The 13,673-nt window shown below is 71.4% G+C and carries 12 protein-coding genes and 1 tRNA gene; 3 read left to right on the top strand and 10 right to left on the bottom strand.

From position 1 onward, the window contains the following. The 3 genes from G3I53_RS01115 to G3I53_RS01105 form a co-directional block, all read right to left on the bottom strand. On the bottom strand, positions 1 to 1,677 hold a 1,677-nt coding region (locus tag G3I53_RS01115), incomplete at its 3' end, for a tetratricopeptide repeat protein (RefSeq protein ID WP_203616645.1). A gap of 222 nt (positions 1,678 to 1,899) precedes the next feature. After that, positions 1,900 to 1,973 (bottom strand) — tRNA-Met (locus G3I53_RS01110). Positions 1,974 to 2,037: 64 nt separating this feature from the next. Beyond that, positions 2,038 to 4,965, bottom strand: a complete 2,928-nt coding sequence (locus G3I53_RS01105) for a UPF0182 family protein (protein WP_203592199.1) — start codon at positions 4,963 to 4,965, stop codon at positions 2,038 to 2,040. Between the two features lie 163 nt (positions 4,966 to 5,128). Between G3I53_RS01105 and G3I53_RS01100 the strand changes: the two genes are divergently transcribed. Then, positions 5,129 to 5,671 (top strand): PPA1309 family protein, encoded by a 543-nt coding sequence (locus G3I53_RS01100; protein ID WP_164336404.1) that lies wholly within the window; start codon positions 5,129 to 5,131, stop codon positions 5,669 to 5,671. Positions 5,672 to 5,781: 110 nt separating this feature from the next. Here G3I53_RS01100 and G3I53_RS01095 read toward each other — a convergent pair whose 3' ends face one another. The 4 genes from G3I53_RS01095 to G3I53_RS01085 all read right to left on the bottom strand — a co-directional run bounded on the left by G3I53_RS01095 (position 5,782) and on the right by G3I53_RS01085 (position 9,099). Beyond that, entirely contained in the window at positions 5,782 to 6,876 is a 1,095-nt protein-coding gene (locus G3I53_RS01095) for a PDZ domain-containing protein (protein ID WP_164336406.1), read from the bottom strand. A gap of 97 nt (positions 6,877 to 6,973) precedes the next feature. Continuing rightward, a complete protein-coding gene (locus G3I53_RS33130) occupies positions 6,974 to 7,138 on the bottom strand; it encodes a hypothetical protein (protein WP_192230718.1) in 165 nt (54 codons plus the stop codon). Between the two features lie 204 nt (positions 7,139 to 7,342). Continuing rightward, a complete protein-coding gene (locus G3I53_RS01090; RefSeq protein WP_164336408.1) occupies positions 7,343 to 7,804 on the bottom strand; it encodes a molybdenum cofactor biosynthesis protein MoaE in 462 nt (153 codons plus the stop codon). Positions 7,805 to 7,986: 182 nt separating this feature from the next. Next, positions 7,987 to 9,099: an SDR family oxidoreductase gene (locus tag G3I53_RS01085; RefSeq protein WP_164437931.1), complete on the bottom strand. Its 1,113-nt coding sequence runs from the start codon at positions 9,097 to 9,099 to the stop codon at positions 7,987 to 7,989. Positions 9,100 to 9,290: 191 nt separating this feature from the next. Between G3I53_RS01085 and G3I53_RS01080 the strand changes: the two genes are divergently transcribed. Together G3I53_RS01080 and G3I53_RS01075 are read left to right on the top strand one after the other, a co-directional pair. Further along, on the top strand, positions 9,291 to 10,775 hold the full coding sequence (locus tag G3I53_RS01080; RefSeq protein ID WP_164337385.1) for a zinc-dependent metalloprotease: 1,485 nt from the start codon (positions 9,291 to 9,293) through the stop codon (positions 10,773 to 10,775). Next, on the top strand, positions 10,772 to 11,293 hold the full coding sequence (locus tag G3I53_RS01075; protein ID WP_164337384.1) for an NUDIX domain-containing protein: 522 nt from the start codon (positions 10,772 to 10,774) through the stop codon (positions 11,291 to 11,293). The genes G3I53_RS01080 and G3I53_RS01075 overlap by 4 nt, the downstream gene beginning before the upstream one ends. 91 nt (positions 11,294 to 11,384) lie before the next feature. Here G3I53_RS01075 and G3I53_RS01070 read toward each other — a convergent pair whose 3' ends face one another. The 3 genes from G3I53_RS01070 to G3I53_RS01060 form a co-directional block, all read right to left on the bottom strand. Further along, entirely contained in the window at positions 11,385 to 12,140 is a 756-nt protein-coding gene (locus G3I53_RS01070) for an AIM24 family protein (RefSeq protein WP_164337383.1), read from the bottom strand. A gap of 17 nt (positions 12,141 to 12,157) precedes the next feature. Beyond that, positions 12,158 to 12,838 (bottom strand): AIM24 family protein, encoded by a 681-nt coding sequence (locus tag G3I53_RS01065; protein WP_164337382.1) that lies wholly within the window; start codon positions 12,836 to 12,838, stop codon positions 12,158 to 12,160. Positions 12,839 to 12,850: 12 nt separating this feature from the next. After that, a partial coding sequence (locus tag G3I53_RS01060) for an AIM24 family protein (protein ID WP_164437930.1) occupies positions 12,851 to 13,673 on the bottom strand: 823 nt, incomplete at its 5' end.

Here is a 13,673-nt window from a genome sequence, read left to right as displayed (position 1 = left end):
CAGGGCGGCCCGCCCGTGCCCGGCATCGGCCGCCCGGCTCCACCAGACCGCCGCCTCCGGCTCGCTGCCCTCCCGGGCCAGCAGCAGCCCCAGATTGAAGGCGCCGTTGCGGGAACCGGCCTCGGCCGCCTCCCGGTACCAGCGGGCCGCCTCGACGACGTCGCCGCGGGCCGCGGCCAGCATGCCGACCCGGACCTGGGCGCGCCGGTGGCCCTGGGAGGCCGCCCGCTCGTACCACTCCTCGCACTCGCTGCGCCGGTGCACCGGTTCGCCCAGTTCGTGCGCGGGCTCCGGCGGACGGCGGGCGTCGAGGAGCGTCGCGAGCCGGTAGGCGGCCTCCGCGCTGCCGCCCCCCGCGGCGCAGCGCAGGTACCGCTCGGCCTCGCCCTCGTCGCCGTCGCGCAGCCGGGCCATACCGACCTGGAGGGCCGCCTCGGTGTGTCCGGCGGCGGCCGCCCGCTCGTACCAGCGCAGTGCGGCCCGTTCCTCGTCTCGGCCCGCATGCAGGATGCCGAGGTTGAAGGCGGCGTCGACGCTCCCGGCCTCCGCCGCCTTGGAGAACCACGGCTCCGCGCCGGTCTCGTCCCCGGCCCGCAGCAGCAGGATCGCCAGCGCGTTCGCGGCCTCGCGATGCCCGGCGTAGGCGGCCCTGCGGTACCACTGCTCGGCCTGCTGGGTCCGCCCCTGCTCGGCGCAGAGCAGCCCGAGGTTGTAGGCACCGTTGATGTCGCCCGCGTCCATCGCCGCGCGGTACCAGCGCTCCGCGGTCTGCGTCTCGCCCCGCTCGGCGTGCAGCGCGCCCAGCGCGTTGGCCGCGTTGCCGTCGCCGTCCTGGGCGGCCCGCAGCCACCACACGGCGGCGTTCTCGGTGTCGCCGGCGTCCCGGAGCAGGAACCCGAGCGCGCAGGCGGCCCGCACCTCGCCGTCCTTGGCGGAGGTCAGGTACCAGCGGCCGGCCTCCTTCAGCTCGCCCCGGCGCTCCAGGATCGCCCCGAGGTGCAGGGCGGCCCGGCGGTGGCCCCGCGCCGCGGCCTGCCGGTACCACTGCTCGGCCTCGCCGCCGTCCGCGACGCCGTCGTCCTCGTCGCTGTCCGGTGCGGACCGGCGGTCCAGGGACCGGGCCAGGCGGTAGGCGGCCTCCCGGTGCCCCCGCTCGGCGGCGGCCCGCATCCACTGCTGGGCGCCGGCCGTGTCCCCGCGGTGCTCCAGCAGGTCGGCGAGGGCGTACGCGCCCAGGGCGTGGCCCTGTTCGGCGGACTGGCGCAGCCAGTACTCGGCGGCGGGTTCGTCGCCGCGCTCGCGGTGGTGACGGCCCAGCGCGTGCGCGGCGGCGGCGGATCCGGCGACCGCGGCGATCCGCCACCATCCGGCGGCCTCGTCGGCGTAGCCCCGCTGGTGGAGCAGGACGCCCAGGTTGTTGGCGGCGGCACGGTCGCCGGCGGCGGTGGCGGCACGCAGGTGGGGTTCGGCTCCGTCGAGGTCGCCGCGGCGCAGCAGCATGGCGCCGAGCACGCTCATCGCCTCGACGTCGCCCGCCTCGGCGGCCAGTCTCTGGCGCAGCTCCTCGGCCGCCTCGTCGGTGACCTCCACCGCCTCGCCGTCAGGCTCCTGGCGAGGGGAGGGCTGCACAAATCGCCCTGTCTCGAACAGAGTTGCCTTGTCCCCCATAACGTTCATCGTCGCACCACCTGCAACCTGGGTACACCTGGTATACCGCAGCCAGTGAGGTCACTTCAGCGTTTTGTCGACATGCCCACAGAGAGACAAGTCAAACACAGATCGCCCAACTCACGGCGCCGGCGCGGCTGTCGGCCGCGTCGGCACATGCGTTCGCACACCAAAAAGCCCGGATTCCCTGTGGAATCCGGGCCTTTGGTGTCGCTGACTTCGCGACGTCAGTAGCGGGGACAGGATTTGAACCTGCGACCTCTGGGTTATGAGCCCAGCGAGCTACCGAGCTGCTCCACCCCGCGCCGTTGTGAAAGAACCGTACCACGGCGCGGGATGGGGCTTTGACCAGCCTGACCAGGCAGCTCGCTAGCCGCTCGGGCTGGCGTCGGGGGCGGGACTGCTGTCCCCGCCGCCTCCGCCCTCGGCGGACTGGGCCTCCTCAGCCCTGCGCAGGGCGTCCTCGAGCTCCTTCTGCGCCTTGCCGTAGGCCTCCCAGTCGTTCTTCTTCAGGGCTTCCTGGCCGGCCTCGAACGCATCCTGGGCGTCGTTGAGCGCTTCCTGGACCGTCGGGTTGTCCGACGGGGGCGGCGGCTTGGTGCCCTCGTCCTCGCCGGTGCCCTCGTCCTGACCCGGTGGCCGGCTCGTATCGCCCTCGGTACCGAAGACCTTGTCGAGGGCCTGTTCCAGGGTGTCCTCGAAGGCGGTCTGGCCTCCGTAGGTGACGAGCACCTTCCGCAGCAGCGGGTACTTCAGTCCGCCACCGCGCACATAGACCGGCTCCACGTAGAGCAGTCCGCCGTCGAGCGGTACGGCCAGCAGGTTGCCGTACTCCACCTCGGAGTCGCCGCCTCTGAGCAGCCTGATGGACTCGGCGATCTCCTGCTGCGAGTTGAACTGGCTCTGGACCTGCTTGGGTCCGGCGGCCGTCGTACTCGCCGGCAGCTTCAGGATTCTGATCTTGCCGTAGTCCTCGGTGCCCGCTTCCGCGTCGACCGCCATGAACCCGCTGAGGTTGTCACGGCCGTTCGGAGTGAACGTGGTGGTGAGCGAGAAGACCTGTTCCTTCTGGTCCGGCATCTTCATGCTCAGGTAGTACGGGGGTACCGTCTCGCCCGTCTTGTTCGTCGGGTCGTCCGGCACCTGCCACACCTCGCTGCCGGAGAGGAACGTCGTGGCGTCCTTCACGTGGTAGCGGGTGAGCAGCTCACGCTGCACCTTGAACAGGTCCTGCGGGTACCGCAGGTGGGCCATCAGGGTCTCGGAGATCTCGCCCTTCGGCTCCACGGTGTCCGGGAACGCCTTCATCCACGTCTTCAGGACGGGATCCTCGGTGTCCCACTGGTAGAGCTTGACCTCGCCGCTGTACGCGTCGACGGTCGCCTTCACCGAGTTGCGGATGTAGTTGACCTGGTTCTGCTGGGCCACCACCGCGCGGTTGTCGTTGGTGGCGGTCAGCGAGTCGGCCGTGGTGTCACCGAGCGTCGTCCGCGACGAGTACGGGTAGCCGTTGCTCGTCGTGTAGGCGTCGACGATCCACTGGATCCGGCCGTCCACGACCGCCGGGTAGGCGTCGCCGTCGATGGTCAGCCACGGGGCGATCGCCTCGACGCGCTCCTTCGGCGTGCGGTTGTACAGGATCCGCGAACCGTCCCCGATGGCGCCGGAGTACAGGATCTGCGGCTCGCTGAACGCGACCGCGTACGCCGCCCGGTTGATCGGGTTGGCGAGGTTGACGCCGCTGTCGCCCTTGTAGCTGTAGGTCTTCTCACCGCTGTCGTCGGAGTAGTCGATCTCCTTCTGGGGGCCGCCGACGATCGAGTACGTGGTGGTGCGCTCGCCGTAGTAGACGCGCTGCTCGTACGTGCCCAGATCGCCCTTCGACGGCAGGTCGGACTCGGTGAAGACCGGGCGTCCGCCGGCGTCCGCGCTGGTGCCCTCGGCGGCGACGACGCCGTAGCCGTGGGTGTAGCGGAAGTGGTCGTTGATCCAGTTCCGCTTCGGGATGCCGTTGTAGTTCAGCTCGCGCAGACCGATGACGGTGTCCTGGTCCTTGCCGTCCTTGGTGTACCGGTCGACGTCCAGGTTGGTCGGGAACGCGTAGTAGTTCCTGATCTGCTGGAGCTGCTGGAACGTCGGCGAGACGATGTTCGGGTCCATGATGCGGATGCTCGCCGTGTCGGTGACGGCGTCCCGCAGCTTGGTCTTGTCCTCGGTCTGGCTGGTGCCCGGGTACTCGGTGACCTGGGTGCCGTCGATGCCGTAGGCGTCGCGCGTCGCCTTGAGGTTCTTCTCGACGTACGGCGCTTCCTTGGCCTGCTCGTTCGGCTGGACCTGGAACTTCTGCACGATCGCCGGGTACAGGCCGCCGATCAGGATCGCCGACAGCACCATCAGGCCGAAGCCGATGACGGGCAGCTGCCAGGTGCGCCGCCACAGGGTGGCGAAGAACAGCAGCGCGCAGATCACGGCGATGCAGAACAGGATCGTCTTGGCCGGCAGATACGCGTTGGCGTCCACGTACCGCAGGCCCGTCCAGCTGTCGGTCGCCTTGAAGTCGCTGGACTTCACCGCCAGCCCGTACCGGTCGAGCCAGTAGGCGACCGCCTTCAGGGCGACGAAGATGCCGATCAGCACGGACAGGTGGCCGGTGGCCGCGGCCGTCGCGCGCGCGCCGGGGCTGGTGATGCGCAGCCCGCCGTAGAGGTAGTGGGTGAGCGCGGCGGCGATCACCGACAGGATGACCGTGGCGAATCCGAAACCGAGCAGGAAGCGGTACCACGGCAGGTCGAAGGCGTAGAAGGACACGTCCAGCTTGAACTGGGGGTCCTTCTCACCGAAGGGCACACCGTTGATCCACATCAGCCAGGTGCGCCACTGGCCGGACGCCGAGGCACCGGCGATCAGACCGACCAGCGCGGTGATGCCCAGCAGCAGCCACTTCTTGTACGGGGCGATGCCCATCCGGTACCGGTCGAGGTTCTGCTGCTCCATCGACATGGCACTGAGCGGCGGCCGCAGCCGGTGCGCCAGCCAGATGTTGACCCCGACCGACGCGGCCATCAGCAGACCGAAGACGAAGAAGAGGCCGATCTTGGTCCACAGGGTGGTCGTGAAGACCGACGAGTAGTTGACCGAGCGATACCACAGCCAGTCGGTCCAGAACCCCGCGAACATGGTGAACACCATGCCGAGGACGGCAAGGACGCCCAGTGTCATGAGCAGGGTCCGGACCCGCCGGGACGGACGGCCCACTCTCATCCGTGGCCCCGTCGGGCCTCCGCCGCGGTCCGGCATCTGGAAAGCCAAGGTAGGCACCTCAAGGTTCGCTGTTGATTCGTCTGGCCCGCGTGTCCGTGGACCTTGTATGGAACCCGCTGCTCGTGGGCCCCACCTATGCAACTTACTAACCCTTTACTCGGTTCCCGATTCCGGCCCCGAACGAGAGAAGATTGTGACCATGTCCAACACACCCATGGCTGCGCACCCGCTCACCAGGGCCGTACTCGAGATCGACGAGTACGTCTCCGGCCTCGGCTGGGACCAGCCCGCCCGCCTGTTCGCCCTCGTCGACACCGCCCGGCTGCGGGCCGAGCAACCCGGTCTCGCGGACCGCCTCGGCCTGGACGGCGAGCCGGAGGCGACCGCCCTCACCCCCGTCGAGCAGGACGAGATCCCCGCGGGCAAGCCGCTCGACGAGTTCCTCGGCACCATCGCCTGGCCGGACGCGGTGACCGGCTGCGCCCTGACCGTGGAGCGCCTGATCCTGCCCCCGTCCGCGGAGGCCCAGGTCCCGCAGGGCATGGACGAGACGGCGCTGACGAACTGGGTGGCCGAGCACCCGGAGCGCCAGGAGGTCCGGATGACGGTCGCGGTGCTGCGCGACGGCCGGCGCGAGTCGGCCCTGCGACTGCGGGAGAAGGACTCCCCGACGGAGGTCCTCACCGGCTCCGACCTGGTGCCGGGGCTGGCCCAGGCCCTGTCGGCCACCTTCGAGGAGTAGCCGGACCGCGGGGAGCGGTCCCCGCGCCCCCTTCCGGGGCGGGCGCCGGTCCCCGCGGGTCAGGAGGCCGTGCGGCCCGGGCGGCCGTGCGGCCCGGGCGGTCGTGCGGGTCAGGAGGCCTTGCAAGTCGGCAGGTCGGCGGTGTCGCCGGCGCGGATGTCCTCCAGCGCGCCGAGGGCGTCCTCCAGCGTCTTCACCTCGACGAGCGTGAGGCCGTCGGGGACGTCCTTGACGGCGGTCGCGCAGTTGTCGGCGGGAGTGAGGAAGAACTCGGCGCCCTTGTCGCGCGCGCCGACCGTCTTCATCTGGATGCCGCCGATCGGGCCGACCTTGCCGTTGTCGTCGATCGTGCCGGTGCCCGCCACGAACCGGCCGCCGGTCAGGCTGCCGGGGGTGAGCTTGTCGTAGATGCCGAGGGCGAACATCAGACCGGCGCTGGGTCCGCCGACGTCGGCCAGCTTGATGTCGATGGAGAACGGGAACGTGTGGTCGGTGCCGGCGGAGATGCCGACGATGGCGCGCTTCTCGCCGCCGTCGTCGGCGGTCGCGGTGGTGATCGTCACCTTCTCGGTCTTCTTCGGCGCCCGCTTCTCCTTCTCGGCGGCCTCCTGCTCCGCGGCCGGCACGATCGTGAAGACGACGTCCTCGCCCGGCTCGTGCGCGGTCACCAGTTCGGCGACGTCGGCCGGTTCCGCGACCTTCTTGCCGTCGACGGCCTTGATCACGTCGCCCGCGTGCAGCCGGCCCTCGGCGGGCGAGCCCTTGACGACCGTCGACACGATCACCCAGGACTTCACGGGGACGTCCAGCTCCTTCAGGGCGGCGACCTTGGCGCTCTCCTGGGACTGGCTGAACTCCTCCGCGTTCTCCTGGGTCGACTCCTCCTCCGTCTTGCCGTCCGGGTAGAGGGTGTCGTGGGGCACGACCTTGTTGTCGTGCGCGAGCCATCCGTAGACGGCCTCGACGAGGTTCATCCGGTAGTCGGCGCTGGTGACCCGCACCGTGGTCATGTTCAGGTGGCCGTCGGTCGGATACGTCTTGCGCCCCGCGATCTGCAGCACCGGCTCGCCGTCGTGCTCGCCCAGGGTGTTCACCGTGGGCCCCGGCGACATCTCCGCGTACGGCACGGGGATGAAGACTCCCGCGCACAGGAGCGCGATCAGCATCAGGGTGGAGGCGAGCATCGTCGCGGTGCGGCGTGGCATGGGTCGACAGTACGGGACGTGTCTGTCAGCGCACCGTCAGGGCCGCCCGTCCGGGCGGCCCTGTGGCGTCCTGCGTGGACCTGCGCTTTCCCGCCGTTCAGCTGCCGGACCGGGGCTTCTCCATCGCCTCCCGGAAGCGGGCGTACCCGATGAGCTCCGGCCCGTCGCTGCGCGCCTTGCGCGTCCGGCCGGCCCAACTGCCCCACAGTCCGGCACCGATCGCGGCCACCAGCGGAATCAGCAACCAGGCGAGCACCGCCATGCCGACCTCCCAACCCCATGAGCGTCCGCAACACTGACTGATCAGCAGATTAACCATCCGCAGTGACAACGCTCACGCCAGGGGTGCGGTTACGCAACCGGAGGTGCGGGCCGGAACCGGAGGTGCGGGCCGGAACCGGCGGCCCGGTCCGGCGGGATTCCGGCCCGGGGCGTCCGGTCTTCGTCCGGCAGGTCGTGGCGGCGCTCAGCAGGCGCCCACCCACTCCTCCGTGCCGTCCGAGAACCTCTGGTGCTTCCAGATCGGCACCTCGTGCTTGAGGTCGTCGATGAGTTTCCGGCACGCCTCGAAGGCCTCTCCCCGGTGCGGGCACGACACGCCGACGACGACGGCGAGGTCCCCGATCCCGAGATCACCCACCCGGTGCACGGCCGCCAGCGCCCGAACGGGGTAATCGGCGGCGACCTTTTCGGCGATCCGCCGCATCTCCGCCTCGGCGCTCGGGTGACACGAATAGCTCAGCGCGTCGACGTCGGCTCCGCCGTCGTGGTTGCGCACGGTCCCGACGAACAGTGCGGTGCCGCCCGCGGCGTCGTCCCCGACGGCCCGCAGGACCTCGTCCACGGAGAGCGGCGTGTCGCGGATCCCGATCAGCTTGATCGGATCCTGTGCGGCCTGCTCACCCGGGTGATCGTGCGTGGATGCCATGTCCCCCATCGTGCCGCACCTGCGCTCCGGCGCGGAAGAGCGGACTCGTCCGGCACACGCGCGTGCCGTTTGGAGCCTCCTACAGGACGCCCGGCAGGACGCCCGGCGGCTCGCGGGCCGTCGAACGCCCCGCCGACGGGCGGGGACGCCGGGAGCCCACCGGTCCCGGCCCGGCCCTCCGGTCAGATGCGGCGCCGGGCCTTGCGGGCGCGCCGCACCACGGCCGCCGCGCCCAGCAGGGCCACCGTCGCACCGGCCGCACCGGCCGCCGTGGCGTCCTTCCGGCCCAGCCGCCGTCCGGCCACCGTGTGCCGGCCGGAGACCTCCCCCAGCAGTTCCTCCAGCACTTCCTCGTTGGTGTAGGAGGGCCGCCATCCCGCGTCGTGCAGCCGGCTCCCGCTCACCACCCACGGGTACATCGTGTAGGCGAGGTCCCCGGCCGGGGACGGGGTGAGGCCGATGCGGTGCAGCCGGGCCGCCGCGCCGAGCGCGACCGCGGAGGGGAGCTCCATGCGGCGGATCCCGCTGAGCTCCTCCACCTCCTCCTGTTCCAGCCAGCCGTCGCACCCGACGGCGAGTTCGCCCTCGACCTTCTCCACGGCGGCGTACTCCAGCGCGCTGCACAGGTCGTCGACGTGGCAGAACTGCCACGCGGGCCGCGAACCGGCGACCACCAGCAGCCGGGGCGACTCGAAGTAGCGGGTCAGCGCGGTGTCGGCGCCCCCGCCGACCAGCACGGCCGGGCGCACTACGGTGACGTTCAGCCCGGGGTGCGCGCGGGGGGCCCGGCGGGCCAGCCGCTCGATCTCCAGCAGGTCGCCGACGCCGGTGGCCTCGGCGGTGGCCTTCAGTTCGGCGTCCTCCGACAGCGGCAGCTCGTTGTCCGGCAGCGCGCCGTAGACCATCGCGGAGGTGCACAGCACCACGCGCCGCACCCCGCTGGCCGCGGCGGCGGTCAGGACCGTCTGCGTTCCCCGCACGTTGTACGCCGTCCGGGCGGCGGCGTCGGTCTCCAGGTCCAGGTCGAGCGCCAGGTGGACCACCACGTCGGCGCCGCGCAGCTTCTCCGCGATGGCCGGGTCCCGCACGTCGAGGATGTGCCATTCGGCGTCGGCGCACTCGCCCCGCCGCTCGTCGATGGCGACGACCTGCTTGACCTCCTCCGAGGCGGCCAGCCGCTCGGTGAGCAGCGCGCCGACCCCGGACGCGGCACCGGTGACCGCGACGACGGGCCCGCGCGCGGGACGGGCGGACGGGTTTCGCGCTGCGCGAACCTGCGGATCTGGGGAACTCACCAGGCGTCTCCAGCGGTTGTCTTCAGTACGGGCGCAAGCGACGCGTACGTACCAGGTGGCTCCATCCTGCCGCAGGCAGTCTGTCGGCGAAGCACCGAGGCCCGATCCGCCTCAGGTGTCTACGCTGGGTGGTGTTGTCGGGCAGCCGTGCCGCCGGAAAGAACCGGCGGCCCTACCAGCCGAGGAATCCCGTGAGTGACACCCCATTCGGATTCGGCCTTCCGCCGGAGGAGCCGGACGACGGCGACGAGGGCAAGAAGAAGGACCCGCAGAGCGGCGGTGGTCAGGGCCCGGCCAACCCGTTCGGCTTCGGCACGCCCGGAGCAGGCGGCTTTGGCGGCCCCGGGGCGGACAATCCGTTCGCCGCGATGTTCGGTTCCCTGAACCCCACCGACCTGGGCGCCGCCTTCCAGCAGCTCGGCCAGATGCTCTCCTACGAGGGCGGCCCGGTGAACTGGGACATGGCCAAGCAGATCGCCCGCCAGACCGTCTCGCAGGGCACGTCGGACGGCACGAAGGACGCCAGTGTCGGGCCCGCCGAGCGCAAGGCCGTCGACGACGCGCTGCGCCTGGCCGACCTGTGGCTGGACGACGCCACGTCGCTGCCGTCGGGCGCGGCCTCCGCCGTGGCCTGGAGCCGCGCGGAGTGGGTCGAGGCGACCCTGCCCGCGTGGCGCGAGCTGGTCGACCCGGTCGCCGAGCGCGTCGGGAACGCCATGGGCGACGTCCTGCCGGAGGAGATGCAGGCCATGGCCGGCCCGCTGATCGGCATGATGCGCTCCATGGGCGGCGCCATGTTCGGCACGCAGATCGGGCAGGCCGTCGGTGTGCTGGCCGGAGAGGTCGTCGGCTCGTCCGACATCGGCCTGCCGCTCGGCCCGGCCGGCAAGGCCGCGCTGCTGCCGCTGAACATCGCCGGGTTCGGCAAGGACCTCGGCGTGGCCGAGGACGAGGTGCGGCTGTACCTCGCGCTGCGCGAGGCCGCCCACCAGCGCCTGTTCGCACACGTGCCGTGGCTGCGCTCGCACCTGTTCGGCGCGGTCGACGGCTATGCGCGCGGGATCAAGGTCGACACCGGCAAGCTGGAGGACGTCGTCGGCCAGTTCGACCCGGAGAACCCCGAGCAGCTGCAGGAAGCCCTCCAGCAGGGCATGTTCCAGCCCGAGGACACGCCCGAGCAGAAGGCAGCCCTGGCCCGGCTGGAGACGGCGCTGGCGCTGGTCGAGGGCTGGGTGGACGCGGTCGTGCACGCGGCGGCGAAGCCCCGGCTGTCGTCGGCGGACGCCCTGCGCGAGACGCTGCGGCGCCGGCGTGCCTCCGGCGGTCCCGCGGAGCAGACCTTCGCCACGCTGATCGGTCTGGAGCTGCGCCCGCGCCGCCTGCGGGACGCCTCGCGGCTGTGGGCCTCGCTCACCGACGCGCGGGGTGTGGACGGCCGGGACGCCCTGTGGGCCCACCCGGACATGCTGCCGACGGCGACCGACCTGGACGACCCGGACGGCTTCGTGCACCGCGAACAGGCGGACTTCTCCGAGCTGGACAAGATGCTCGGCGAGGCGGCCGGCAAGCCCGACCTGCGCAAGCAGGACGGCGGGACCGGCGAGACCGGGGACGACGACCGGGCCGAGGGCGAGGACAAGAGCAAGGACGAGAGCAAGGGCGACGACGGCAAGTGAGCCTGCACGACGACGCCGTCCTGGTGCTCAAGGGCTACGAGGACCAGACGGAGCTGCGCGACGCCTACCTCGACCACCTCGCCGCCCATCCGGACGGCATGTGGAAGGCGTGCCGGGACGGCCACCTCACCGCGAGCGCCCTGGTGATCGACCCGGAGCGCGGCCGGGTGCTGCTGACCCTGCACCGGAAGCTGCGCATGTGGCTGCAGATGGGCGGCCACTGCGAGCCGGCCGACACCACCCTGGCCGCCGCCGCGCTGCGGGAGGGCACCGAGGAGTCCGGCATCCCGGGGCTGACCCTGCTCCCCGGCGGTCCCCTGCGTCTGGACCGCCACGAGACGCCCTGTGCCTGGCACCTGGACGTGCAGTACGCCGCCCTGCCGCCGTCCGGTGCCGTGGAGGCGATCAGCGACGAGTCGCTGGACCTGCGCTGGTTCCCCTACGACGCGGTCGCGGAGGTGGCCGACGCCTCCGTCGTCCGTCTGGTCCAGGCGGCCCGGACGAGACTCGGCGTCTGAGGGGATGCCGCGGACGCACGGGTGAGGGGCGGCCGTCGTGACGGCCGCCCCTCACCCGTCCTGCCGTGCCCCGCGGTGGCCGGCCGGCCCGTCAGCTCCAGACGTTGCCCTGGTTGTGGCCGCGGGCGCCCTGCTGGCCCATGCCGTACTGCGCGGCGAGACCCGAGCCGATCTGGGCGTTCTGCGGCGGCAGCAGCTCACTGGGCTGGACCAGGACGAATCCGCTGCCCATGAAGCTGAGCTCCCAGCCCTCGCCGGTGCTGCCCCGGCGCCGCCACACACCGGAGGAGTGCGTCTGGGCCTGCATCTGCACCCGCAGCGCGGTGGACCAGGCCACGATCGCGTCGGCGTCGCAGTTGACGTACTTGTCGGGCGTCACCTGCATCATCAGCGGCATGCCGGAGGTCATCAGGGCGACCCGGCCCCGGCCGGTGATGTTGAGCTGGTACCTCCCGGAGCCGGAGATGCCGTACTGGCTGTCGACGGCGATGACCTCGTGGTGCAGCGAGGAGTCCATCGCCAGCACGTAGCTGCTGTCGACCGTCAGCCCGTCCTGGTCCACGTCCATGAGGTGGATGTGCTGGGCGAGGTTGGCGAGGTAGACGGTGCCCTGCCCGTGGCAGCGCATCAGGTCGAGTCCCTCACCGGTGCGCATGCGGGCACGCGCCTGACCGCGGCTCTGGTACTCGGCGTCGAACTCGACGAGACCCTGGTAGGCGACCATCGAGCCCTTGCGGGCCAGGACGTCGTCGTGGCCCTCCAGGGCGACCCGCAGCATGTTCTTGTTCTGCAGGCTCCAGCGGTCCTGGGTCGGTTGGTCGTTGTGGGCGAAAAGCGGGCTCTGCATGGTGTGGTTGCTCCCCCTCAGCCCCGGACCCGGAGACGGTCGGTGCTGTCCTCACTGGGCTGGACGACGACGATGCCCTGACCGGAGAAGGCCATCTGGTAGGCCTCCCCGCTGCCGCGGCCGATCAGCGACTGGGCACGGAAGCTGCGCTTGCCCTTCACCTTGAGGTTCGGGGACCACGCGACCAGGGCGTCCGGGTCGACGTACGTCTCGTCCTCCCCGCCGCCGCAGTCGACGACGATCGGCTTGCCGCGCGAGGTCAGCGCGACCCAGCCCTGCCCGGAGATCCTGGTGTTCCACAGGCCCTGGCCGGCGAACTTCGCCAGGCCCTTGACCCGCTCCACGCCCCAGCTGAGGTGCGCGTCGAAGGCGAGCAGGTTGGTGGCGTTGACGGAGATGCCGTCGCCGTTGAGGTTGATCACGACGACGTCCGCGCCGTAGTCGGCGAGGTAGAGCAGGCCGTCGCCGGAGCACTTCATCAGCGGCGCGCCCTCCCCGGTCAGCCAGTCCTTGGCGATCTGGCGGACCGCCGGGGGGTTGGGCTCGTACTGGACGAAGCCCTCGTAGGCGACCATGGAGCCCACGCGGGCGAAGAGGTCATGGCCGGTCTGCATGGCGACCTTCAGCATGTGGTTGCCGTGGTTCTCCATGCGGGCGGTGACCGGTGCGGGGGCGAAGCCCGCGAGTGGCTGGTTCATGACGGGCTCCCTTTAGATCTCGTACGGCTGGACGACGATGAAGTTCCCGGGCGCGCCCCGGAACTGGAGGTTGACGCTCTCCCCCGTGTCCCCGGGGTAGGAGTTGCGGCGCATCCTCACCTGGCTGGAGACGACCACCTGGGAGGCGGCCGACCAGGCGACCACGGCGTTGCAGTCGGCGAACGTGGTGGGCGTGACCGGCAGCACCACGGGCACGCCGTGGGTCTTGACGACGATGGTGCCGGTGCCCTGGAACTGCATGGTGAACAGCGCGCCGCCGGGGATGCCGTGGCCCTCGATGCGGCGGACCTCGTACTGGAGGCTCTCGTCGAAGGCGAGGACGTTCTCCGCGGACACGCACACGGCGTCGCCCTGGAGCTCGATCGGGTGCAGCATCGTGGCGTCCTCGGCGAAGAACACCTGGCCCTGGCCGGTGCAGCGCATCAGCTGCATCTCCTGGCCGGTGGCGTTGCCGACGACGCGGCCGGTGAAGCCGGCGCCCTTGTAGCTGAAGTCGACCTTGCCCTGGTACAGCACCATGCTGCCCTGCCGGGCCAGCACGGGCTGGCCGCCCATGCCGAGGTCGACCCGGATGAGCTTGTCGTTCTGCGGGGTCCAGCGCTGCCCGGTGGGCGTCTCCTTGAACATCTGCAGCGCGCCGAGCACGCCGGGCGTCGTCGGCCCGGTGCCCTGGGGCATCCCCTGCGGAGCTCCGTGGGGGGCCTGCTGACCCGGCATGACACCGGGCGCGGGCGGCTGGCCGTAGCCCGGCGGGGGCGTCGCACCGCCGTGACCGGGCGGCGGGGCGGGGGCGTGGGGTGCCTGCGGCGGGGCG

It is taken from the genome of Streptomyces sp. SID14436 (assembly GCF_010548465.1).
Classification (GTDB): Bacteria; Actinomycetota; Actinomycetes; order Streptomycetales; family Streptomycetaceae; genus Streptomyces.
The sequence above is the reverse complement of the archived record's forward strand: the minus strand, read 5'-3'. Positions and strand labels throughout refer to the sequence as shown.